This is a genomic window from Sphingobacterium sp. UBA3549 (genome assembly GCF_002376635.1).
Classification (GTDB): Bacteria; Bacteroidota; Bacteroidia; order Sphingobacteriales; family Sphingobacteriaceae; genus Sphingobacterium.
The window spans coordinates 37319-62325 of record NZ_DFOE01000035.1; the positions used below are offsets into that span (position 1 = coordinate 37319).

19 protein-coding genes are annotated in these 25007 nt (G+C 39.5%); 8 read left to right on the plus strand and 11 right to left on the minus strand.

What is annotated here, in order from left to right; all coding sequences use genetic code 11:
* Positions 1-19: 19 nt before the first annotated feature.
* The 7 genes from B2W36_RS17755 to B2W36_RS17785 all read right to left on the minus strand — a co-directional run bounded on the left by B2W36_RS17755 (position 20) and on the right by B2W36_RS17785 (position 9662).
* On the minus strand, positions 20-1486 hold the full coding sequence (locus tag B2W36_RS17755; protein WP_293889006.1) for an efflux transporter outer membrane subunit: 1467 nt from the start codon (positions 1484-1486) through the stop codon (positions 20-22).
* A complete protein-coding gene (locus B2W36_RS17760) occupies positions 1486-4638 on the minus strand; it encodes an efflux RND transporter permease subunit (RefSeq protein ID WP_293879330.1) in 3153 nt (1050 codons plus the stop codon). Before B2W36_RS17760 ends, B2W36_RS17755 begins: the two co-directional genes overlap by 1 nt.
* Positions 4639-4714: 76 nt before the next feature.
* A complete protein-coding gene (locus B2W36_RS17765) occupies positions 4715-5878 on the minus strand; it encodes an efflux RND transporter periplasmic adaptor subunit (RefSeq protein WP_293889008.1) in 1164 nt (387 codons plus the stop codon).
* 243 nt (positions 5879-6121) lie between these two features.
* Entirely contained in the window at positions 6122-6955 is an 834-nt protein-coding gene (locus tag B2W36_RS17770) for an AMP nucleosidase (protein WP_293879326.1), read from the minus strand.
* Between the two features lie 121 nt (positions 6956-7076).
* On the minus strand, positions 7077-8327 hold the full coding sequence (gene clpX / locus B2W36_RS17775; RefSeq protein WP_209574484.1) for an ATP-dependent Clp protease ATP-binding subunit ClpX: 1251 nt from the start codon (positions 8325-8327) through the stop codon (positions 7077-7079).
* Between the two features lie 2 nt (positions 8328-8329).
* Positions 8330-9031, minus strand: coding sequence for an ATP-dependent Clp endopeptidase proteolytic subunit ClpP (gene clpP, locus B2W36_RS17780; RefSeq protein ID WP_209574482.1), 702 nt, complete (start codon positions 9029-9031; stop codon positions 8330-8332).
* Positions 9032-9200: 169 nt separating this feature from the next.
* Positions 9201-9662, minus strand: coding sequence for a type I restriction enzyme HsdR N-terminal domain-containing protein (locus tag B2W36_RS17785; RefSeq protein ID WP_293879323.1), 462 nt, complete (start codon positions 9660-9662; stop codon positions 9201-9203).
* A 397-nt stretch (positions 9663-10059) separates the two neighbouring features.
* On the opposite strand from B2W36_RS17785, the gene holA reads away from it, so the two are divergent.
* The 6 genes from holA to B2W36_RS17815 all read left to right on the plus strand — a co-directional run bounded on the left by holA (position 10060) and on the right by B2W36_RS17815 (position 17427).
* On the plus strand, positions 10060-11067 hold the full coding sequence (gene holA / locus B2W36_RS17790) for a DNA polymerase III subunit delta (protein ID WP_293879321.1): 1008 nt from the start codon (positions 10060-10062) through the stop codon (positions 11065-11067).
* A gap of 203 nt (positions 11068-11270) precedes the next feature.
* Positions 11271-11888 carry a TetR/AcrR family transcriptional regulator gene (locus B2W36_RS17795; RefSeq protein ID WP_209574476.1) on the plus strand — a complete coding sequence of 206 codons (618 nt, stop codon included), beginning with the start codon at positions 11271-11273 and terminating at the stop codon, positions 11886-11888.
* Entirely contained in the window at positions 11878-13188 is a 1311-nt protein-coding gene (locus B2W36_RS17800) for a TolC family protein (RefSeq protein WP_293889011.1), read from the plus strand. The genes B2W36_RS17795 and B2W36_RS17800 overlap by 11 nt, the downstream gene beginning before the upstream one ends.
* A gap of 14 nt (positions 13189-13202) precedes the next feature.
* Positions 13203-14306, plus strand: a complete 1104-nt coding sequence (locus B2W36_RS17805; RefSeq protein ID WP_209574472.1) for an HlyD family secretion protein — start codon at positions 13203-13205, stop codon at positions 14304-14306.
* 2 nt (positions 14307-14308) lie between these two features.
* Complete coding sequence (locus tag B2W36_RS17810) at positions 14309-15892, plus strand: MDR family MFS transporter (protein ID WP_209574471.1); 1584 nt, start codon at positions 14309-14311, stop codon at positions 15890-15892.
* 305 nt (positions 15893-16197) lie between these two features.
* Positions 16198-17427 (plus strand): sterol desaturase family protein, encoded by a 1230-nt coding sequence (locus tag B2W36_RS17815; RefSeq protein WP_293879313.1) that lies wholly within the window; start codon positions 16198-16200, stop codon positions 17425-17427.
* Between the two features lie 38 nt (positions 17428-17465).
* Here B2W36_RS17815 and B2W36_RS17820 read toward each other — a convergent pair whose 3' ends face one another.
* Genes B2W36_RS17820 through B2W36_RS17830 form a run of 3 tightly spaced genes read right to left on the minus strand, consistent with a single transcriptional unit; the run spans position 17466 to position 20774 of the window.
* A complete protein-coding gene (locus B2W36_RS17820) occupies positions 17466-18623 on the minus strand; it encodes a glycosyltransferase family 4 protein (RefSeq protein WP_293879311.1) in 1158 nt (385 codons plus the stop codon).
* Positions 18610-19611, minus strand: a complete 1002-nt coding sequence (locus B2W36_RS17825) for a lysylphosphatidylglycerol synthase transmembrane domain-containing protein (RefSeq protein WP_293889013.1) — start codon at positions 19609-19611, stop codon at positions 18610-18612. Before B2W36_RS17825 ends, B2W36_RS17820 begins: the two co-directional genes overlap by 14 nt.
* On the minus strand, positions 19599-20774 hold the full coding sequence (locus B2W36_RS17830; protein WP_293879307.1) for a glycosyltransferase family 4 protein: 1176 nt from the start codon (positions 20772-20774) through the stop codon (positions 19599-19601). Before B2W36_RS17830 ends, B2W36_RS17825 begins: the two co-directional genes overlap by 13 nt.
* 203 nt (positions 20775-20977) lie before the next feature.
* On the opposite strand from B2W36_RS17830, the gene B2W36_RS17835 reads away from it, so the two are divergent.
* Positions 20978-21964: an endonuclease/exonuclease/phosphatase family protein gene (locus B2W36_RS17835; RefSeq protein ID WP_293889015.1), complete on the plus strand. Its 987-nt coding sequence runs from the start codon at positions 20978-20980 to the stop codon at positions 21962-21964.
* A 134-nt stretch (positions 21965-22098) separates the two neighbouring features.
* On the opposite strand, the gene B2W36_RS17840 is transcribed toward B2W36_RS17835, so the two are convergent.
* A complete protein-coding gene (locus B2W36_RS17840; protein ID WP_209574457.1) occupies positions 22099-23724 on the minus strand; it encodes an ABC-F family ATP-binding cassette domain-containing protein in 1626 nt (541 codons plus the stop codon).
* 275 nt (positions 23725-23999) lie between these two features.
* On the opposite strand from B2W36_RS17840, the gene B2W36_RS17845 reads away from it, so the two are divergent.
* Complete coding sequence (locus tag B2W36_RS17845) at positions 24000-24980, plus strand: hypothetical protein (protein ID WP_293889017.1); 981 nt, start codon at positions 24000-24002, stop codon at positions 24978-24980.
* The last annotated feature ends 27 nt before the right edge of the window (positions 24981-25007 follow it).

The window sequence follows — 25007 nt, forward strand, 5'->3', positions numbered from 1 at the left end:
AAAGTAAAGTTTTAAATCTTTATCTCCAACCTCCGCCAAGTGCGCGGTAAAGATCTACAAATGCATCTAAATGCTGCTGTCTTAACTCCACAAGGTCAAGGTCACTGTTTAATGCATTGCTTTGCGCAGTAATGACCTCTAAATAAGTGGCATATCCGCTTTTGAAGAGTAGATTCGCATTTTTTACCGCAAGTTGCGCATTATCCACTCTTTCTTTTACCAGAGATAATTGTTCACGTTGTTTGTCTACTGTAACAACTGCATTAGAGACTTCGGCTACTGCCTCCACAACCTTTTGCTGCAACTGAATTTCAGCCTTATCTCGTTCCAATTTGGCTACTTCATATTGTGTTTTTAATGTTCTGTTTTTGAAAATAGGAGTGGTTAGATTTCCAGTTATTCCGCCGAGTAATGCTCCAGGAATATTGAACCAATTTTTTGGAAGCATGCTATTAACCCCTAATACGCCACCGATAGTTAAGGATGGATAACGCATGGCCTGTTGGATATTAACGTTGGCATTGGCAGCCATCAATTGGAGCTCAGATGATCGGATGTCAGGTCTATTGCGAAGAATCTCTAATGGAGAACCGAGGGAGATATCTTTGCTCTCGGCGAAGAGGTGCTCGTAAGAGGTGCCTCTATTGATATTGTCGGGCAATTTTCCGGTTAGTGTCTGAAGGGCATTTTCCTGAATGACAATTTCCTTTTCCAGTTCAGGTACAAGGGACGCAGCCAAGAGACGCTGCGATTGTGTTTGTTGGATCGCCAAAGCGGTGATTTCACCAGCTTCATATTGTAACCTGATCATGCGGAGCGTACTATCGTTTAATTGGACGTTACGTTTAGCGACTTCTATTTTAGCATCAAGCATCAGAAGATTGAAATAGCCTTTTGCTACCGAAGTTATAATGGAGGTCTGTACAGCGTTTTTTGCTTCCTCGGTATCCAAATATTCGGCCAATAGTTTCTCTTGTTTGCTTCCTATCTTCTTCCAGATATCTATTTCCCAGCTAAAGTTAATGTCTGAGCCAAACATTGACTGATAGACGAACATATTTTGAGGTGCTTTTTCACCTTTTTGATCATAGTATTTGGTCAGTGGGCCGCTGCCAAAATCCTGCGATCGCCAAGTCCGGTTTCCATTGGCAATGGTTGCATTTACACTCGGTAAGTAATTAGCCTTATTTTGCGCTAATAGCCGGTTTGAAATCTGCAGGTTGAGCAAGGCTGTCCTCATCTCAAAATTGTTTGATAATGCAGAATCAATTAATAACTTCAACGTCGGATCGTGGAAGAAAGATTTCCAATGAATTAGTCCCATACTGGAGGTGTCTCCGAAGAGGTCTAGTGTGTCGCCACGAAAATTTTCAGGAAGTTTTACTTTGGGCTGCACATAATCTTTTCCTACTTTACAGGCGTTCATCATTCCTAATAGGCCTATGATTATACCGATTCCCGAAATATATTTTTTTATGTTTTTCATTATTCTTCCTCTTGTTTAGCTAGTTTATCATGTAGTTTTTCATCCAAGCTTTTAAATACGACAAATAATACCGGGATGATGAAGATACCAAACGCTACGCCAAAGAGCATACCGCCGGCGGCGCTGAAACTGATGGAGTGATTGCCGATAGCTGATGGCCCTACCGTCCACATTAGTGGTACTAGACCGGCTACAAATGCCAAACTGGTCATCAAGATAGGCCTTAATCTAAGCTTGGATCCATTGATGGCTGCTTCGACGATACTCTTACCATTTTTACGCTCCTGGACGGCGAATTCTACAATCAGAATTGCGTTTTTGGCCAAAAGACCAATAAGCATGATGAGCCCTACCTGAACATAAATGTTGTTTTGGAGTCCCACCAGGTTGATGACAGCGAAGACGCCGATCAGTCCCACTGGTATTGACAATAGTACTGCCCACGGAAGGATATAGCTTTCATATTGAGCCGAAAGCAGGAAGTATACAAAAAGAATACTAAGTGCAAAAATCAGCGCGGTCTGTGAGCCAGATTGGCTCTCCTCGTAGCTCATGCCCGTCCATTCAAATCCATAATTCCCAGGAAGGTTGCTATCGGCCATTTTTTGGATAGCCTGCATAGCGTCATCTGTACTGTAACCGTCGGCAGTAGTGATATTCACAGCGATAGCGTTGTACAGATTATAACGGGTTATTGTTTCGGGTCCTACTGTCTTTTCTAAGGTCAGGAGTGTATTTATAGGAACCATTTCACCTTTGCTATTCCGTACAAAAATTGAATTGAAGGATTCGGGATCTTTACGGAAATCAAAATCCGATTGGACATAAACGCGATACTGGCGGCCAAATCGATTGAAATCACTCGCTTGTACGCGTGCAAAGTAAGATCTGATGGTGGACATTAGATCTTTGATATCGACCCCTAGGGATTTTGCTTTCACAGCATCAATATTGACTTCATACTGCGGGAAGTTGGATTTGAAGCTTGTGTAGGCGCTTCGTATCTCTGGTAAAGTATTGAGCTGGTTTATAAATGTGTCGGCGATAGTATTAAAGTCTCTGATATCGCCACCCATCCGATCCTGAAGAACCATTTCAATTCCGGCAAAGTCTCCAAAACCCTGCACAGTAGGGCGAGGGAATACCGTAAACGTGGCTTCATTAATTTGGGATAGATCTTTTCTGATGGTATCCATAAAGGCATTGATATTCTGGATATGCTCACGCTTAGCGTGGGGTTTTAGGGTAATGTAACCAGCGGCAAATGCCGGACTTGAACTGCCATCTAGGGCATTAAAACCTGAAACTGTCGTCATTCCATTGATATCCTCTCTTTTCTTTAAAATACTATCGGCACGATGAAGTACTTCCGTTGTCCGGCTCAATGACGCACCAGGAGGGAGGGCAATATTGTACGTGATAAAACCATCGTCCTCGGTCGGAATAAAACTTTTAGGGGTTTTGATCATAAAAAATGCGCCGAGTGCCGTAATCAAAATTAAACCTGTCCAGGCTATTTTCTTGTTCTTGATGAGAACTGTTACTACGGCAACATATCGTAGAGTAAGTCGATCAAAAGAGGTGTTGAACGCCTTGAAGAACCGGTTTTTAAACTGATTTATCTTGCTGGTTTTTTGATCGTTGTGATGTTGTGGCGTTTTAAGTAAGAGTGCACATAGTGCAGGGCTTAAAGTCAATGCATTGAGTGCTGAAATCAGAATTGCCGTTGCCAGTGTGTAAGCAAACTGTCGATAAAAGATTCCAGCCGGCCCTTCCATAAATCCAACGGGCAAAAATACGGCGGCCATGACCATAGTTATTGACAGAATGGCGCCTGTAATTTCGGACATCGTCGACAATGTCGCCGCTCGGGCTTTTAATCCTGTACTGTGCATTTTCTCGTGGATCGCCTCAACGACAACGATCGCATCATCCACCACAATTCCAATGGCTAATACCAAGGCAAACATGGTTAGGACATTCAGTGAAAATCCAAAAAGTTGCAGGAAAAAGAACGTTCCTACCAGCGATACCGGGATTGCAATGGCTGGAATTAAGGTAGACCTAAAATCTTGTAAGAAAATAAATACAATAACAAATACGAGGATAAAGGCTTCGAAAAGTGTGTGTTCGACTTGGTTGATCGATTCGTCGATCTGGTCCCTTACCGAGTACGTCACTTCGTAGTGTATGCCTTTTGGAAATGTTTTTGATTGTTCTTCGAGTACTTTTCTAACGGCAATATCAATATCATGAGCGTTAGAACCACTGGTCTGTGTTAGATTGAGGGTTAGGCCCGGATGTCCATTTACCTTATTATCGCTACTTAGATTGGTCGCTCCAAATTCTATTCTTGCGACATCCTTTAGATAGAGCACTGATCCATCTTCGTTGGTTTTAATCACAATATTTTGGAATTCCTCCGGTGTGGTGAAGCGCCCCTTATGGCGGATCACAGTCTCAAAAGCTTCGTCTGAAGTCTCTCCAAATTTACCAGGGGCGATCTCAAAGTTCTGATCTTTTATCGCGTCAGTGACATCCTGTGGAACCAAGTTGTAAAGGGCGAGCTTTTCGGGGTTTAACCAGAGTCTCATGGCATAATCCCTAGCCCCTAAGCGGGACACTTGAGCTACCCCATCTACACGCAGTAACGGCCGCATCAGGTTAATCTGTGCAAAGGCCTGTAGAAAAGTTTCGTCATAGGCGCTGTCTTGATGATCGGAGTATAAGTTGATGGTCATAATGACACCGGTTTGCCTTGGCATGACGGTGATACCCGCTTCATTTACTTCCGCGGGAATGGAGCTAATGGCTTTGGAAATCCGAGTCTGTACGTTAACGGAGGCAATGTCTGGATTGGTACCTGTCTTGAAATAAACAGAAACACTCCCAGACCCTGAGTTGGAAGCAGAGGATTTGATGTAAGTCATATCCTCTACACCATTGATGGCTTCTTCGATAGGTAATAAAACACTTTTTGCCACTGTTTCAGCATTCGCTCCAGGATAACTGAGTGAAACAAGCACACTGGGTGGTGCGATTTCTGGAAAGCGCGAGACAGGCAGCAATTTTAGGCCTACTAGACCTAAAATAACCAAGATAATGGAAACCACCGTGGCCAATACGGGCCTATTTATAAATGTTTTAAGCATATATATAGAATTTTAAACATGCTACTTTCAGTGCGCAGTATCACTGGCACAAGTAGCATGCAAAAATGATCAATAATTATTTCTGTAAAATTGGGGTTACAAGTGAACCGTCGGTCAATTTGTCAAAGCCGCTAGTAATAACACGGTCGTTTTCGTTTAAACCTGAATAGACGATATAGTTGTTTTTACTTTTGCCCGAAAGCTGTATATTTCGTTTCTGTGCCTTATTGTTTTGGTCCAATATATAGACAAAGGTTTTATCTTGCAATTCGTTTACAGCAATCTGAGGGATTTGAAGAACACCTTTCTTAATCTCAGCGATTTTAAGCGTACCGCTGCTTCCAGATCGGAGAATGTTATCATGATTTTGAAAGGTAGCGCGTAAGGAGATTGCTCCCGTGGTACGGTTGATTTGGCCATTGACCGCATCAACTATACCCTTTTTCGCATATTCTTCACCATCTGCGAGAACTAAAGTCACCTCGGGAAATACAAGTTTTTGATTCTGGTTGTATTTCTTACCTTCTAAGCTATCTTTTTTTGCCTGAGCTTTTGAAAAATACAGAAAATCAGATTCATTCATGGAAAAATAAACATACACTTCCTGAATATCGGAAAGATAGGTGAGGGGTTCTTTATCTCCCTTCGATACCAAATTCCCAATACGCTTTGGGATCCGGCCAATGTAACCGCTTACCGGTGCTGTGATAACGGTAAAATCCTTACTGATCTGAGCCGAGCGCACGGCCGCGATAGCTTGGTCGAGTGTTGCCTTGGCAACTTGATAATCTGACTTGGCAGAAGAAAGTCTGACGTCGGAAATAACATCATTTTGAACAAGCGGTTTCAATCGGTCTACTTCAAGTTGTGCATTTTTAAGTTTGGCTTTAGCGACCTGTTCTGTAGCGATCATGTTATTCAGGTTTTCCTGATAGGTGGAAGGATCAACTTTAAATAGCTTTTGACCTTTTTGTACAAAAGAACCTTCATCAACATAAATTTCCTGAAGTAATCCCTCTACCTGGGGGCGAACTTCTACATTAACCTTACCTTCGATTGTCCCCAAATAATCCTTGATGGTAATTGCATCTGATTTCTTTACGGTATAAACTGGTAAGGCGACGCTTTTTTCTTTGCTTTTATTTTCTTTTGAAGAACTTGAATAACAACTTACCTGAGTGGCTAAGGCTGAACAAATCAATAGAGATACGTTGAAAATAGATAATGTTTTTTTCTTCACAATGATTGATTAATTTTTACGATATATGTGTGTGTAATATGAATATTACAATATAAACGTCAAATAGTTTAATTATTGTGAAGATTAACATTTGTTAACATCTCCAATTGGAGTTAATAATTGTTCAATTATTAATCAATATTAATGATTAATAGTTTCAGGTACTTGATAATGAATTTTTTAGGGGAAGGAATACATCATATTTTCCCCCGTAGGAAAATATGATGTTATTGAGATGGAAACCTAAAATTTAAGGTGCTTTACGGTCAGCCCGTTATTAATAAGTTGTTTTAAGGCATCAATTCCTATGCTAATATGCGCTTCTACATATTTCGCCGTAACGGTTACGTCACTGACAGATGTTTTGACTCCTTCCGGAACCATTGGTTGATCCGAAACGAGCAGTAAAGCACCGGTAGGAATTTTGTTGGCAAAACCGACACTGAATATCGTTGCTGTTTCCATATCAACGCACATAGCACGGATTGATTTCAAATATTTTTTAAAGGCTTTATCATGTTCCCAAACTCTTCGATTGGTGGTGTATACCGTTCCTGTCCAGTAATCCCGTTGATGATCCCTTATTGTAGTTGATATAGCCTTTTGCATAGCGAAGGCAGGTAGGGAGGGCACTTCGGGTGGAAAATAATCATTCGATGTTCCTTCGCCACGGATAGCAGCAATGGGTAAAATCAATTCACCCACAGGAATCTTTTTCTTGATCCCACCGGTTTTACCCAGAAATAGTACTGCTTTTGGCGCAATGGCTGATAATAGATCCATAATGGTTGCGGCCATAGGGCTTCCCATACCGAAGTTGATGATGGTAATTCCGCCAGCGGTGACCGACTGCATTGGTTTATCTTCGCCATAGATGGGTGCATTATCATGCATTTCAGAAAACAGCTGTATATATTTTGAAAAGTTTGTCAAAAGGATGTATTCTCCAAACTCTTCTAAAGGTCTTCCTGTATACCTGGGAAGCCAATTGTTTACAATTTCTTCTTTACTTTTTAAACCTGGTGTTATCGGACTATTTACGGTACTTTTGGCACTTTTCTTTTTGGTCATAGTCATTAAATTTAGTTTCTCGAATCTCTTATATTCCTATAAACATTCCATTATGGGTATGTTGTTATTGTAATATAAGATTTTTAATTGTTTAAAAAAAAATCCCGTTCAGCTGAACGGGATTTTTTTAAGCGACTTTAAGCTTTTTCAAATCGGACTTCTCGAATTTTTTCTTCGCGTAGTCCAGGGTGATTTCCAAAGCTTTCTGTCCCGTCTGCTCTTTTGTTGATGGAATCTCAAACATCGCGTCCAACATAATGGCTTCACAGATACTGCGTAAACCCCTAGCTCCGAGTTTGAATTCATCCGCTTTATCGACAATAAAGGTATAAACATCAGGATCAAATTTTAGTTCGATACCTTCATATTCAAACAACTTCTTATATTGTTTGACCAATGCATTTTTAGGTTCAGTCAAGATACTCAGTAAAGTTTCTTTATCCAACGGATTTAGATAAGTCAATACTGGCAGACGCCCTATTAGCTCTGGAATCAAACCAAAGTTCTTTAAGTCTTGAGGAGTAATATATTTGTATAAGTTATTCAAATCGATTTCCTCTTCGTCTTCATTCATTTTATAACCTACAGTCTGTGTACGTAAACGGTTTGCAATTTTCTTTTGAATACCATCAAATGCACCGCCACAGATAAAGAGTATATTACTAGTATTTACCGCGATCATTTTTTGATCAGGGTGCTTACGGCCGCCCTGAGGTGGAACGTTAACCACTGTACCTTCGAGAATCTTCAACAAAGCCTGTTGAACACCTTCACCTGATACATCTCTCGTAATCGAAGGATTATCACTTTTACGTGCAATTTTATCTATTTCATCGATATAGATGATTCCGCGCTCTGCCGAAGCTACATCATAATCTGCTGCTTGAAGTAAGCGTGTCAAAATACTTTCTACATCCTCGCCAACATAACCTGCCTCTGTCAGTACAGTCGCATCTACAATACAGAATGGTACGTTTAATATCTTCGCAACTGTCTTTGCTAACAATGTCTTACCAGTACCTGTTTCTCCCACGATAATTAGATTCGATTTTTCGATCTCAATTTCGTCTTTATCCACTTTCTGATTTAACCGTTTATAGTGATTATAAACTGCTACCGAAATTACTTTTTTTGCATCATCCTGACCGATCACATATTGATCCAAGTGAGTTTTGATCTCAAAAGGTCGGATCAACTTTAAAGCAGTCTGTAATGTTTTGCTTTTTCGTTGTTTTAATTCTTCTGCTAAGATTTCGCCCGCCTGCTGGATGCATCTATCACAGATATGTGCACCGTTGCCCGCAATGAGCATCTGAGCCTCATTTTTGCTTATCCCACAAAACGAACAATGAATGTCTCTATCGTTATTCTTTGCCATTGTTATTTAATATTCTCCTTCTTAGGAAGTAAAATCTCATCAATCATACCGAATTCTTTCGCCTCATTGGCTTTCATCCAGTAATCGCGGTCAGAAGATTTTTCTACCCATTCGTAAGTTTGTCCAGAATGATCTGAAATAATGGTGTATAATTCTTCTTTCAATTTCATCATTTCACGTAAGTTGATTTCCATATCCGCTGCGACGCCCTGAGCACCACCAGATGGTTGATGAATCATTACGCGTGAATGACGTAACGCTGCACGTTTCCCTTTCGCACCAGCAACCAAAAGCACAGCTCCCATAGAAGCAGCAATACCTGTACAGATTGTTGCTACATCTGGAGTAATATATTGCATAGTATCATAAATCCCTAATCCAGCATATACACTCCCACCTGGAGAATTAATGTAGATTTGGATATCACGTTGTGCATCGGTAGACTGTAAAAACAAAAGTTGTGCCTGAATAATGTTGGCAACCTGATCATCAATACCGCTACCTAAAAATATGATGCGATCCATCATCAAACGTGAGAATACATCCATCTGTGCAACGTTCAATTGACGTTCTTCAACAATGTAAGGTGTAAGATTTGTAGGAATGCTTGTCTCTGTGCGAGCAATGAAGCTGTCAACGTGCTGACTTCCAATGCGGTGATGCTTTACTGCATATTTTCTGAATTCGTTTTTATCTATATTCATCTTTTTATTTTTTTCTGTTCTGTAGGACTAATATAAAACTATATTTTATAAATCAAATAAATTGAAAAGATGTTTTACATCTACTTTACATTTTTTTTATTAGCTCCACTCACCGCCAGGCGATAAGGTAAAGACTAGCTTATTTTTTATGTGTTTCATGCATAGCTCCTTAGCCAATTTCATTGTAGCTGGGGAGGTCTTCTAAAAATTCATAGGACTCAGTCTTAAAATTAATTTTACAATAGTAATGATTTATGCCATTGCTCACTACTAAGTAGGGGATGCGATGAACGGTGTTATAATTTGCGATTTGCTCAAATACTTGTTGGGTAATTTTTATGTGTGGTGCCTTAAATTCCGCCAAAACGACCTTATGTCCATTGCTGTTGTATATTAACAGATCACTTCGTTTCTGAAGGTTATTTAGTTTTAATCCGCCTTCGATATTCATCAGTGATTTTGGGTAATTTTTACTGATGGACAAATAGTTTATCCAATGCTGTCTAACCCACTCTTCGGGAGTTAACACCAGATCCTTTTTTCTGAGCTCATCAAAGATATAAATCGCATTGTTCTTTTTGGATATTTTAGCTTTAAACGGAGGCAAGTTCAGTGGAGTAGGTGAAAACATGAACAAATATACTAAAATTTCGGCAATACTTATAAATTGCCTCGGTCGGAAATATGCTGTTTTCTTTATGAACTTGCTGTCTCTAGGGGAAAGAAATAAATGTACCACCATAGTTCGGTCGCTGCATCTTCCCGGTTTTAAACCAGTCGTTTACCGCTACGCTAAGGAGTGAACAACGATATAAAAGCATAACTTTTTGAAGTTCCGGGTTGATTTGCCATTAAAATTGTAATTTTGCTTCTCATATATGCCCGTGGTTGAATATTTTGAAGACTTTATTGAAGATGCATAAGCGCACGTTAAGAGTTGTCGAAAATATATCTCAAATTTGCATGGGGCAGTACGAAAAGTGTTTATTGGGGCCGAAGAAAACAAAAAATATCGATAGTTTTTACATATGAACATACATCCGATCTTATCCGATATCAAAAACAGAGTTTTTAAACCCGTATATCTATTGCAGGGGGAGGAAAGCTATTTTATCGATACCATTGCTGATGCGCTTGAAGCGACGGTATTGACCGACGCACAAAAGGGGTTTGACCAATCCATTTTTTATGGAAAGGATGTTGATATGTCTACAATAGTCAATTCGGCTAAACGATATCCAATGATGAGCGATAATCAGGTTATCATTATTAAAGAGGCTCAAGAGTTAAAATGGAAGTCCGATACCGAAGAGTTGTTGACCAAGTACCTTGAGCATCTTACACCAACGACTATTCTTGTTTTTTGCTATAAACATGGCAAATTTGATAAGCGTAAAAAAATTTACAAAGTGTTCGAGAAAGCAGGATTAGTGATTGATGCTGCTAAACTGTATGATGATAAGGTAGCGCCGTGGATCGGATTCTACATGAAAGAGGCAGGTTGGCGTATTCATCCCCAGGCTAGTGTATTGATTGCTGATTATCTCGGTAATGATTTGTCCAAAATATCCAATGAACTGGATAAGCTTATGCTCAATGTTCCCAAAAATCAGGAAGTAAGTATGGATGACGTCGAACGTAATATTGGTATTTCCAAAGATTATAATGTATTTGAATTAAATACTGCATTAGCAAAACGGAATGTCTTAAAAGCGTATCAGATTGTCGACTATTTTGTGGCAAATCCCAAAAATAATCCTTTGGTTATGGTCATTGGTCAAGTGGCGACTTACTTTACTAAAATTCTAAAATATCATTATCTTATTGATAAGACCGCTGCTGCAAAAGAATTAGGTGTACATCCATTCTTTTTGAAAGAATATGAACTTGCGGCGAGAAATTACAATCGTAGAAAAACTTTCGACGTGCTCAATGTTCTAAAAGAGACTGATTTAAAATCGAAAGGTGTTCATGTTCCCAGTAATTTTAATAGCGCAGAGATTCTCAAAGAGATGATCTATCGGATACTCAATTAACTAGCCAAACGGAGTTTTAAACAAACAGACAAACTTGCTCAGCTATAAGACACCCCACAAGGTGTCTTTTTTTTACATAAATTTAATAATTAAACATTTGTTTAAATTAAACGTTTGTTTAACTTTGTCCCGCATTTAATAACAATGAGTTTGGTTTCGTTGCTTAAGATGCGAATGTATCTTTAAAAAGATAGGTGTTTATAATGGAATTTAACGAAAAACAGATTGATATTCTCCTTGCAGCAGAGCGTCTTTTTGCAACAAAAGGGTTTGATGGAACTTCCGTACGTGATATCGCTAATGAAGCTAATGTCAATGTGGCGATGATCAACTATTATTTTGGTTCTAAAGACAAGCTATTGGATACTTTCTTTGAATGGCGTGTTCCTGATTTCATGATCAACGTGGATGAACTTGCAGGTATTGATCATGCGTTGGATAAAATTGATGCGATGGTGGATCGATCAATTAAATCGATGAACTCACACCGAAAGCTATATCACATTATTACCATCGAAAGTTCACTAAAGCAGCGGATGCTTATATCGGAGGCTTTTAGGAAGCTCAAATTACACAATTTAGAAGTGATCTCTGCCGTCATCAATGATGGGGTTGCACAGGGGGTATTTAAGGCGGGGTATGATCCGATCTTGATTCATTCGATGATGATGGGAACTTTTATGAATTTCCAGATGAACCATAGCTTTTTACAGGATCAGTTGCATATCGATAATGATAAAGACTATGCACATTATATAGAAACAACGTTGACAGAATTTATACAGAAAACAATTAAAGCTTTATTGACATATGAAAAATAAGTTGGCCAATTTAAGTGCTTTATTGCTTTTAAGTCCTATAGGTTTATTCGCACAAGACAATAAACACATGACTTTGGAAGAGATAATTCACTTGGCCGCAAATCAAAGCGTGGAAGCGAAGTCTGCTGATACCAAGATATTTGGAAGGCAGCTCGAAGTCGAAACCGCCAAATCAAAGCAACTTCCAGACGCAAAATTGGGGGGACAATACATGGCCATGACTACTCCAAATGTGAATTTAAAGTTGGCATTGGGTGAGGGAGGGGCTGCGCCGGATATTGCCGCGAATCAATTGTGGTTAGGACAGGCTTCGGTAAGCCTGCCAATCTATACCGGCGGAAGGATTAAGGGAGGTATTGACATTGCAAAAGATATATTGAAAGCCGAAGAATACAACGCTGTAGCGAGTAAGGAACAATTGGCTATACGCGCAGTGAATCTTTATCTAAGCCTTTATAAGGCTCAGCAAACCAATTTGTTGATTGCAGAAAATATTAAGCAGTCTGAGCAGCGGGTTTCGGATTTTAAAGCGATGTTAGACAATGGATTGATCGCTCGTAATGACTTATTGAAAGCTGAGTTGCAGTTATCTAACTATCAGGTATCGCTTCAGGAAGCGCAGAAAAATATCAAGGTACTGAATTATCAATTGGCTAATTTCCTGAAGATTGATGAAGATACACAATTGGATCAGATTAATCTAGCGGATGTGAGGGGTGTTGATTTGGGCTTAAAAGCATCATTTGATGCTGCGAGAAGCACCCGTTCGGATGTGAAGTCCATGGAATCACAACGTCTGGTTGCTGAAGATCAGTTGAAAGTAACCAAAGCTGCTGCCATGCCAACTGTCTCTGCAACGGCAGGTTACAATGCTTTTGGCCTTCAAAAGGTGGTTACTGTAACTAATGCAGCGATGATAGGCGTGGGGGTATCGTATGATATAGGTTCGCTCTATAAGAACAAAAGGGAGGTTAATGTCGCCAAAAATCGCATTAAAGAAATCGATGAACATATTGAACTATTAAACGACAAGGTGAAAGTTCAGGTACAGCAGGCGAACGAAAACTACATGTTGGCACAAAAGCAGGATGTAGTGTATCATCAGGCGCTGGATCAGGCAGTTGAAAATTATCGTATTACCAAAGATAAGTATGATAACGGTATTGCAGATACAGATGATTTGTTGACGGCAGATGTACAGCAACTTCAAAGTAAAATAAACCTTGCGATCAGCAAAGCAAACACAATCGAAAAATACTATGACCTTCTATTGGCAAATGGGTCGTTAAATATTAAATAGCAATTAATCTAGACATGGAAAATACAATAGAAAACGCACCTGAGAAAAAAGGTACAAATAAAAAATTCACCATTGTTTTGGCTGCACTCGTTATTTTCGGTGGGGCTTACGGTGGTTATAAATACCTGCATGGTCAGGCGCACGAAACGACTGATGACGCACAAGTAGAAAAAAACATGAGTCCGATTATTCCGCGTGTTGGTGGATTCATTTCGAAAGTCTACGTAAAGGATAACGATTTGGTAAAAAAAGGCGATACCTTGTTTACCATTGAAAGCCAGGATTATCAGGTTCGCGTAGATGAGGCTTTAGCAGCACTTGCAGCGGCTCAAAGCAGTTTTGATGTTTCAAAGGCGGACGTGTCTGCATCTTCGGCAAATGTAGCCATATCTGATGCAACGATCCAATCTAATTTGGGTAGTATTGAAGCGGCTCGTATTCGTGCCAAGCAAGCGAATAATGATTACATCCGCTACCAAAACTTGTACAACAACCAATCGATTACGAAGCAACAATATGAACAAGCATTAACCGCTAAGCTAGAAGCTGACAAGCAGGTTGAAATTTTGCAACAACAACGTAATGCAAGTGCATCTCAACGCAATGCAATCGTTAGTAAAACAACAGTAGCTTCTAAACAAACGTCTGTTGCAGAGGCAAATATAAAGAGAGCGAATGCGCAGCTCGAAGCAGCTAAATTGAATCTCTCTTATACGGCGGTGCTCGCATCTGTAGATGGCCAGGTGTCCAATATCAAGGTGCAACCAGGCCAGATGGTCAATCCGGGACAATCGTTATTCTATATTGTAGATAATATTGAAACTTGGGTTGTAGCTAATTTTAAAGAGACGCAGCTGGAAAAAATGAAACCAGGCCAAAAGGTTGGAATTAAAGTGGATGCTTATCCTAATATCGAGTTTGAAGGCGAAGTAAACTCTTTTTCACCAGCTACTGGTTCACGATTCTCTTTATTGCCTCCAGATAATGCCACGGGTAACTTTGTGAAAACTGTGCAGCGTTTGCCGGTAAAAATTAAATTGACAAAAGACAATAAAGCAGAAAACGTGGCTTTGCTCAGACCGGGCATGAATGCTGACGTAGATGTGCATGTTCAATAATTATGGAAAATTTAAATCAACAAGATAGTCTGGTTGAATATGGTTTTCGACGCGTCGTAATCACTATTACAGCAGTGCTATGTGCTCTGCTGGAAATTGTGGACACCACGATTGTCAATGTAGCCCTTAACGATATGAAAGGTTCGTTGGGTGCTACTTTAACGGATGTAGCATGGGTGATAACGGCTTATGCAATTGCCAATGTCATTGTAATTCCGATGACCAGCTGGTTGTCCCAACAGTTTGGACGTAGAAATTATTTTGCTGCCTCTATTATCATATTCACCGTATCTTCATTTTTGTGCGGTAACGCAACCAATATGTGGGAACTCGTCGCTTTTCGCTTTATACAAGGGATGGGTGGGGGTGCCTTATTGGTTACAGCTCAAACAATTATTACGGAAAGTTATCCCAAAGAAAAACGTAGTATGGCTCAGGCGATCTACGGGATGGGGGTTATCGTTGGGCCTACTTTAGGGCCACCTCTGGGTGGTTATATTATCGATAATTTCTCTTGGCCGTACATATTTTATATTAATGTGCCACTTGGAATTATCGCTACATTGTTGACATTGTCTTTTGTCCGAAGTCCCAAATATAGCCAAAAACAGTCTGCCAAAGAAGTGGACTGGTTCGGCATGATTTTCTTGGTTATGTTTATCGGATCGCTCCAATTTGTATTGGAACATGGGCAACAGGATGACTGGTTTGACGACTCCTTAATTCTGGGCTTATCGATCTTATCGGCTTTTGGATTGTTATTCTTTATCTGGCGGGAATTGGTATATGATAAACCTATCGTCAACCTGCGCGTATTGAAAGATAAGAATTTGCAGGTTGGTGTAGTGATGAGTTTTATACTCGGTTTTGGGCTGTTCGGGTCTACTTTTATTATACCGATTTATACCCAGTCTATATTAGGATGGACAGCAACAGACGCTGGTTTGCTGTTGTTACCAAGTTCGATCATGACTGGTATTATGATGCCGTTTATTGGTAAGATGATTCAAAATGGTGTACCTCAAAAATACATGGTTGCAGTAGGACTCAGTATCTTTTTTGGCTTCTGTTTTTGGATGTACAGTTTAATGACGAATGACACGGGTTCGGAGCACATGTTTTGGCCACTAATTTTACGTGGAGTTGGATTGGGATTGTTGTTCGTGCCTGTTATGACGCTTTCTTTATCGACATTGCAAGGTAAATCAATCGGTGAAGGTGCTGCTTTTACAGGGATGATGCGTCAATTGGGTGGTTCGTTCGGAATTGCATTGATTACGACTTTTATCGCCCGGGATACCCAAAAACATCGTGTTGATCTAGTTGGTAATTTGGACCCTAGTAAGTTTGATGTGCAGCAGCGTGTACAGCAATTGCAAATGAGCTTTCAGGCGAAAGGTTTTGCACCAAATGAAGCTTTGGCCAAAGCGTATCAGATATTAGATCTAAACGTGATGAAGCAAGCTACTGTGTTGTCCTATATGGATGTATTTCTGTATTTAGGGGTTGTATTTTTGATTTGCGTTCCTTTTGTATTGATGATAAAACAAGGCAAAACGCAGATCGATATGTCTAGTGTGCATTAGTCCAAGATCGCTCAGATCCATTGGTTTTAAAGGGGTATCCTGTCCTAAACAGCACTTATCCACGTATTAAAAAGTCCTCAAAAAGTGTTTGAATTTTTTGAGGACTTTTTTGTATACTCCGCTTTTTGTTTAGTAGTGTCGGCGGTTGGCCTCGTCAATCTAAAAATTTGCAATTCAAAAACCTGATTTAAAATTGATTGTTTAATAAAAACCAGTTTAGGAGAACCCGTCTTTTTAGGAAGCAAAGGATAATTCCTTCTGAAATGTAATTCAGGTAGAGTTTTTATTTTAAAAATAGCAACTGCATGCATACAGAGAAACTTAATTTTTTGGCATTTATCATCCCACTATTTTTAATCTTGATGCTGTTGGAATATTGGTATAGCCTCAAAAAGCAGAAGTGTTTTTATTCTTTTGATGAATCCATCTCAAATCTCAATGTTGGTATCGTGGAGCGTATGTGTGATATGTTTTCCGTGAGTTTATTTTACTTTTTTTTCGTTTGGCTGTACCAAAACTTTGCGCTATTTCATATTGAAGCTAATCTTTGGACCTGGATTATTCTTTTTCTCTTTACAGATTTCCTTTGGTATTGGTATCATCGATACAGCCATGAGATAAACCTCCTGTGGGCAGCCCATGTTGTCCATCACCAAAGTGAAGATTATAACTTTACGGTAGCAGCCCGCATTACTATATTCCAGGCTGTCTTTCGTTCGCTATTTTGGGCTTTTATTCCTCTTTTGGGTTTTCCACCTTTTATGATGACCACTATTTTATTAGTTCATGGTGTATATCCATTTTTCTCCCACACGCAGACCGTTGGGAATTTGGGAATCTTGGAGCGGGTATTCGTCACGCCATCGCACCACCGCGTGCATCACAGCAGTAACGAAATTTATTTGGATAAGAATTATGGGGATATCCTAATTATTTGGGATAAGCTTTTTGGAACATTTATCTCGGAACAAAAGGAGCAGCCTTGTGTTTATGGTCTCACTAAGCCTATTCATCGATACACTTTTCTTTGGCAACATTTTCATTATCTATTTGAAATCGGCTTATCATTTCAGCGGGCAAAAGGATTTAAAAATAAGATGCGAACTATATTTGGTCGCCCTGATGACATACAGCCAGAAATTCGCGAAGAGCTAGAAGTACGGATATTTGCTGGAACTAAGTCGCAAGTTCACAAACGAGGCTTGAGCCGGTATATTTTTTTTCAGTCAATGTTGACGATGATCCTTCTTTTTTTCTTTTTGCTTTATGGGAATTATCAGCAAGTGATACAACTCGTTATCGGCGGCGGTTTTATTCTCTGCAGTGTCATTTGTATCGGTGGACTGCTAGAGCATGAACGATGGGTTTTTCCACTTGAAGTGCTGCGATTATTTCTATTTATGCTGTACATTGCCCTTACTTTTTATTCACCTTTGGGTGTTATATTAATGGGTTGTGGCGTTTTAGCACTATTGATTTTTTATACAAGGCTAGCCAGCCATTACAAGAAAGTTCTTTGTCTTGAAAGGTGCTGATACAATATACGTTGTTTTAAAATTTAGAAGTCGCACGCTTAATCATTTGTGGTTTTGTTGCATAAATCAAAAAATGATTGACAGTAGGATCTCGCCATAATATCCCATCCATATTGTGCTAAAGTATTTTGTTTAAATTGTTGGCTGAGTTTTTTATAATGAACTGGGTTGTCTAAAATAGCTTGGAGCTGTTCAATCCATGCTTTTTCGTCTTTGCTTGCTACAAGCAGACCATTGCAATGATGCGCAACAGCACTTGTGATTCCTTCCAATTCGGAGGCCACAACGATAGTTCCCGCGGTAGAAGCTTCTAGACAGACTAACCCAAAACCTTCCATATCACCCAACACTTCAATATTGGGCATCAAAAAGGCATGAGCGTTGGTCAAAAGATGCTTAAGTTGTTCGAAGGGCACTTTTCCAAGATGTTCAATTTTTTCGGGATATGATTTCAACAGTTTTCGGATCAAACGTTGATCGGTCGGAAAGCCTAAGAATAGCGTGATGAGGTGACTAATTCCACTAGGAAAGAGATCTAAGAGGTATTCCTTCCATCGAGGTCTGCGATCGAAAGGGCCGACCATTAGTAATTTGAAATCACCTTGAATAGCGGGGATCACATGCTGCATCAACCACGAAAAGCCCTTTCTTTTGACAGGTCGTCCTAATGTTATAAAGTAGGGTTTGCTTTCTATTTTTGTGCCATTGACTTGAGCAGAGATTTGTATAGGATCTACACCGTTGGGGATGACAATAATTTTGGCGGGGTTGATACCCCGTAATTTCGCAGCGTCGGCGGTAGCTTGGCTCACAGCAACAATCTGATCAAATGTGTTGAATCTTGGTATGACTTTGCGTTGAAAATAACGAAGGGGAAAGACTATATCCAATCCATGAATTGTAACAACACGCTTTAAATGGTTGTAGCCTTTGTGAAAAGAGGCTAGGGATGCAATTAATCCATCATTGAAGTGAATAATTTTGATGCTGGGATTATCCTTAATTTTAACTAAAATGCGACGATTTAGCTGAATGAAAAATTTTAAAAGTGGTTCGCTGTTATCGTAAACTAAAGTGTGTACTTTCAAATAAAGTGCTGTCGTGTTGATCAGTTCGAAACTCTGTTTTTCCATACCTCCAACATTTGGTGGATATTTATGACTGACAAATAGTATTTCTATTTCAGATGAAGACATGTGCGGGTTTCTTTTTGATGAATAGATAAAATATAAATCCGATGGCTACCCAGATGAGTTGTCGGCTGCGGCGTAATAAAGAAACGCTGAGCCAAATACTGGTCCCTGTAATGCCAACCATACTAAGTAGGAGCTTGTTGGCGATTTCTTCAATGCCAAGCTGCCCGGGAATGAAAGCGCCTATGCTTTTCAGGACGATGACACTCATATCCAGTATTAAACCATGTATGGGCTGCACATTGGTACCCAAAAATTTTAAAATATAATAGAATTCGAGACTGCCAACTGTCCAATGAAGTACAAAGAGTAAGTAAGAATACCAGAAAGTTTTATTTTGATTTCGATAAAAGTCTTTTACCGTCAAAAGTAGCGACAGAACTTGTGCTTTTGCTTTTCCGAGTACTGTTGCTGTTGAAGCCTTGTTTTCTGAAGGATTTTTTGTAACTATTAACCAGTAGAATATCAAAATCATCACTAATAGCAAAAGTATACAGATAATATAGAACAGGGGGCCAGCGTAAGATATAACATCATTTTTTAACGGAGATAGTATCAACCAGCAAATAGCGATCAAAAAAAGAGTCAATTGAGATAGTACAGCGGTAATTCGGGATATTGCTACTGAATTTAATCCCTCTTTTAAGGGGATGTTATAGCGGGTTGTCAAGTCGGCTTTCAATAGATCGCCACCAATAATACTTGTAGGGTTAAATAGCCCAACGGTTTCACCGATTTGGCGGATGGCAAAGAGTTCGATCAGATTGACCTTTTTTTTTGCGGCTCCCAAGCAAATCCACCAAGCTAAGGTTCCGAAAGAATAGGCTGCAAAAGTTGTAAAAAGAATTACGATGAAGTGATAACCCACGGATGACAGTTCTTTTTTTATTGCAGTTAAATTGCTTTGAGCTAAAAATATAGCAATAGAGGTTAAAACCAAAAATAGAAAGATGCCTTTGATTAGTTTACTTAGTTGTGTTAATTTGCCCATGCCAAATCTATTGTATGTGTTTTTTCTGCCATCAATTCAATGTCTTTGAAATAGCGAGCAGATAAACTATTCCAATCCAAGGACTCCACATACAAGAGACCTTCGGTAACGAGATTCTTTGTTAACCTAGCGTCAGACAAGATCTTTTTGAGGTAATGAACATAGGCCGTTGGATTTTCAGAATGGCACTTAAAACCATTTTTACCGTGCTGGATTAGCGAGGCCGAACCACCCCCGTCGGCGATAACACAAGGAAGTCCAGAGGCTAAGGCTTCGACAACAACATTACCATATGTTTCTGAAACGGAAGGAAAGACGAAAGCATCTGCTGAAGCATACAGAACCGCGAGTTCTTCATGATTTTTCTTTCCCAGAAAAATGGCTTGAGGCATCTGTTGCATCGCGATTGTTTTCGCTGTTCCCTCACCGACAACAATGAAGTTATAATCAAGATTTTGTGTCTGTATTTGTTGATAGATTTCAATAAGCGTTTTGATATTTTTTTCCCAGACAATACGACTGACAAAAAGGATTGTCGGTTTGTCATTCTGTGTGATATTCTGGATGTAGGCGATATTCTTTTTATGGGGAGTAAATAGGCCTGTGTCTATACCTCTTTGCCAGAGCTTTAGTCCTTCTGGTTGTAAACCGATTTGTCGCAACTCATTTAGAATGGATTTGGTTGGGACATAAACAATATCACATTTATTGTAAAAGTTGTTCATTGCTTTTTTTATCCATTTTTCCGTTGGTTTGACCAATGGTTGGACATTTTTAAAATAATAGGCAATGTATGAAATGAAGTGTGTATGGTAGATGGTAAGTACGGGGATACCCTTCCGTTTGGCGTAATTTAGGGCAAAGAAACCTAAGAGGGAAGGTGTTGCAATGTGGATTATTTCCGGAGCAAATTTATCTAAAGCGAGCTCAAGTTTCTTTTTGATAAGCTGTGGAATAGCTAGGCAATAATCGTCATTGACGGGTATTTTGAATGAAGGTACCTTGTACGATTGAAAATTTCTAAATTGTACCGGGCCACCACCATAAATAAAGAAGTAGTTGAATTTCAGCTGATCGATACGGTTGATCAGTTGAAACATTGTCCGTGATGCTCCGTCGAAATCCTCAACGAGTATTTCTGTAAAGAATGCTACCTTTCTCATGTTATTCTTATTAGGGGTTGTATAAAAATAGCTGAAAGCTTTAATGCATACTTTATGGCGGTATTAATCTTTTGTCATTATAGTGTTTATAAATTATTAGTTTTTAATGATTTGTGTATAATTATTAAAAGGAAAGTTAATTGTAAATGAGAACTAAGCTAATGTTGTTAGGGTAGATTTGTAAGGAACAAAATATTCTGCCCATGTTATTAAATCTATTGTTCGAAAGAAAAATCAGACCGAAGGATCTTCGAAAGATTCTCCTCTTGTTTATCTGTGCGTCTGCTGGTGTTATACTGGGTTTTAAGTTGAAACCTAAACATCAACCGAAGCTTAGTAGTTTGGTGTATGCGGACATGCCGGAAGCGGTTTACGGAAGGCTCAATTTGTTAACATACAACATCGCTGGTCTTCCTGAATTGATTTCCAGTGCTGTAGCCGAGCGTTCTTCAAGTATTAGGTCCATCGGAAAACGAATCAATGCATTTGACATAGTCAATGTACAAGAAGACTTTAATTATAACAAATTTCTTTACAGTGAAAATAAACACAGTTACCGCACAGCAAACATGGGTGGAGTACCTTTTGGAGATGGCCTAAGTACGCTTTCAAAATACCCTATTGTTGAATTTAAGCGCGTAGCTTGGGCCGATTGTAATGGTGCAGATTGTCTCACTCCTAAAGGTTTTTCTTATGCTCGAATTCAATTGGCCAAAGCAGTATTTATAGATGTTTATAATGTACATGCTACAGCTCAGGATGATCAGAATGCGACTGTTGCCCGGCAGAAGAATATTAATCAGTTGAAAACCTATATTAAAAAGTACTCGGCTGGAAGACCTCTTTTGATTATGGGTGACTTCAATGCACACTATGCAGACGAGCTGGATAACATCAGATCCTTTCAGCAGGACTTAGGTTTGGTAGATGCTTGGGTAAGCTTGCGGAATAAGGGTATTATTCCTCATCTTCAGGCTGATTTTGAAGCTAAATCAGCGCTCGAATTGACAGAAGATTGCGAAGGAATTGATAAGATTTATTACCGCAATGATCATCATCTACTCTTTGAGGCTAAGAATTATCAAGTTCAAAAAAGGCTTTTTCAGAACGAACGCGGGCAGGATCTATCTGATCATTGTGCTGTCTCCGTACAGTTGGGCTGGCGCGTGGTCAAATCTTCATTTCAGTAATTACAAACAGCACTTTCTCAAATCTTTTCTATCAATCGCGATTAGCACTGAGCCCTTCAGTGCTTTTTTATTGCCCATCAAAAAAGCCCCATAAAATAAATTATGGAGCCTTTATTAAATTGGGATAAATTATCTTATTTATACATTTCTGCACGTTGCGCTTTTACCACATCGCTATTGATGTATTCATCGTAAGTCATCAATTTGTCGATGATACCTTTTGGTGTCAATTCGATAATTCTATTTGCAACCGTTTCAGTCAATTCGTGGTCACGGGATGTGAACAACATTGACCCTTTAAAATCAGACATACCGTTGTTTAATGCGGTAATGGATTCCAAATCTAAGTGATTGGTCGGTTCATCGAAAATTAAGAAGTTGGCGCCCTGAAGCATCATGCGAGAGAACATACAACGCATTTTTTCTCCTCCAGAAAGTACAGATACTTTCTTCATAACTTCTTCACCGGAGAACAACATTTTCCCTAAAAATCCACGTATAAATTGCTCGTCTGCTTCTGGGTTAGTGGTATAGTTTCTGAGCCAGTCGACCAAATTTTCATTTTTACCTTCAAAGAATTCTGCATTTTCAATTGGCATATCGGCAGGAGTGATCGTAACACCCCACTTGAATTCACCGCCAAAATCGGTATCTCTACCCGTCAGGATATCGTAGAATGCGGTGGTAACCAGTGAATTTGGACCTAGCACAGCAATTTTATCACCTTTATTAATCATAAACGTGATATCTTTAAAGAATACCTCGCCATTGACTGTTTTGCTCAATCCCTCTACATGTAACGTTTGATCTCCCGGTTCACGATTCATGGTATTGAACATGATGGCAGGATACTTACGGTTAGACGGCTTAATCTCGTCGATATTGATCTTATCCAATGCTTTCTTACGAGAAGTAGCTTGTTTGGATTTAGAAGCATTTGCTGAAAACCGACGGATAAATTCCTGAAGTTCTTTCACTTTATCTTCCATTTTCTTGTTTTGATCAGAACGTTGCTTTAACGCCAATTGAGAAGATTCATACCAAAACGAGTAGTTACCCGTATAGATTGTCATCTTACCGAAATCGATATCCACTGTATGTGTACATACTGCATCCAAGAAGTGACGGTCGTGGGATACCACAAGAACAATGGCTTCATAACTTGCCAAGAAGTCCTCTAACCACGCGATGGTATTAATATCCAAATCATTGGTAGGCTCATCCAGAATCAAAATATCAGGTTTGCCAAATAATGCCTGCGCTAAGAGCACGCGGACTTTTTGGTTACCGTCGATTTCAGAAACCAACTTGTAGTGTAGTTCTTCTTTGATCCCCAAACTGCTCAATAAAGTTGCAGCATTGGATTCGGCATTCCAGCCATCCATTTCGGCAAAAAGACTTTCCAATTCGCCGGCACGTTCGCCGTCGGCATCGGAGAAATCCTCTTTCATGTAAATGGCATCTTTCTCTTTCATGATTTTGTAAAGCTCTTGGTTACCCATCATAACAGTTTCAAGAACAGTAAACTCATCGAAAGCATAGTGATCCTGGCTTAATACCGACATGCGTTCACCCGGGGTGAATGCCACTGAACCTGTCGAAGGATCAACCTCCCCGGAGATAATTTTTAGGAAAGTAGATTTACCTGCTCCATTAGCACCAATAATACCGTAACAGTTTCCAGGTGTGAATTTTAAATTGACATCTTCGAATAGTATACGTTTACCAAAACGAAGCGAGAGATTTGACACATTAATCATGCTGCAAAGATACGTTTAAATATTGTATTTTTAACTATTCAAGGGCATCAGTTATATGGAGAAATTTAAGATAATTCTATTACAAAAATCAGCTTTTTACAGCTCTTATGGAAAAATAGTCTCCGGTGAATTTTTTTTGACTGGAATACAATCATTGAAATGAAATGTGGAACGCAATATGCTGCGATGCGACTGAATGGATAAATTGCAAATTATAGTGCTCGTGGTTTAAATTGGCTTCTTTTTTGTGGACGAGAGCTGAAATGAAATCAATTATGAAAAGAAATAGAATAAAAAGTGTTTTTATCCTCGCTGTTGCATTTATCTTTCATACTCAAGGAGCCTCGGCTCAATTTGGAGGGTTATTAGACAAAGCGAGCAAAGCTGTTGCTTCAAAGGGAAGCAAGATGCTGGGGCTGGACAAGTTGCTGAAAGAACCGGAAGCTATCCGTACCAGTTTTGAAGATGTCGATAGGAAAGGGGAGCAAATGCCCGATTTTCAAAATACGGCAGTTTACAAACCGTTAGAAAATCTACAAAGAAATGGAAGTGATGGCTATATATTGGAAGCCGGACATTTTGAAATGACCAATAAGAGCTATTGTTTGAAAGCGGGTACCTATGCACCTTCAAAAGGTGATGGTTATATGTATGCGCCTACACTGGGCAAAAAGAGAGAGGTAGTCATTGCCATTTTAAAGAGTGCTGAAAAGCACCCGGAAGTAGCACAGTCGGACATACAGATGTTATTGTGGACAATTATTGCGAAGACTAAATTTATTGATTATTCGGGGTCGGTGAAAGAGACAGCCTTAAAGTTACTAACCGCTGAACAAATTTTGCATTTGGAAGGTGGGGCTCTCGGTGTGTTGCCATTTGATGTTGTCCAAAAAGCCAAAGACCAGATGCCTCCAGCGGTTCAGACCATCTTTGAAGCGGAAAATAATATTCGACAATTGGTATCTTCGGGAAATTACTCCTATGCAGACTTTGAACAATATGCAATAATGGCCGGTATGGCCGAACCTCGTGCGGATGTGCCAAGTGGAATTTGGACGCTTCATCCCGATGGTTATTATGTCCGTTATTTTCCAAGCGGGTATTCAATGACAAAAGTGCAGGTGTATGTCCCACAGGAATTAATTGCAAAGTTGAATGGGAAGAAACTCGTGTACGACGCAACGGACGATATTGCTTGTCCAGCGAATACTGGATCGCAGCGGTTAGCGCAAACCAATGAGCCAATTCGGCATTAAGGGCTTGGTAGGTATTGAAAGATCGGT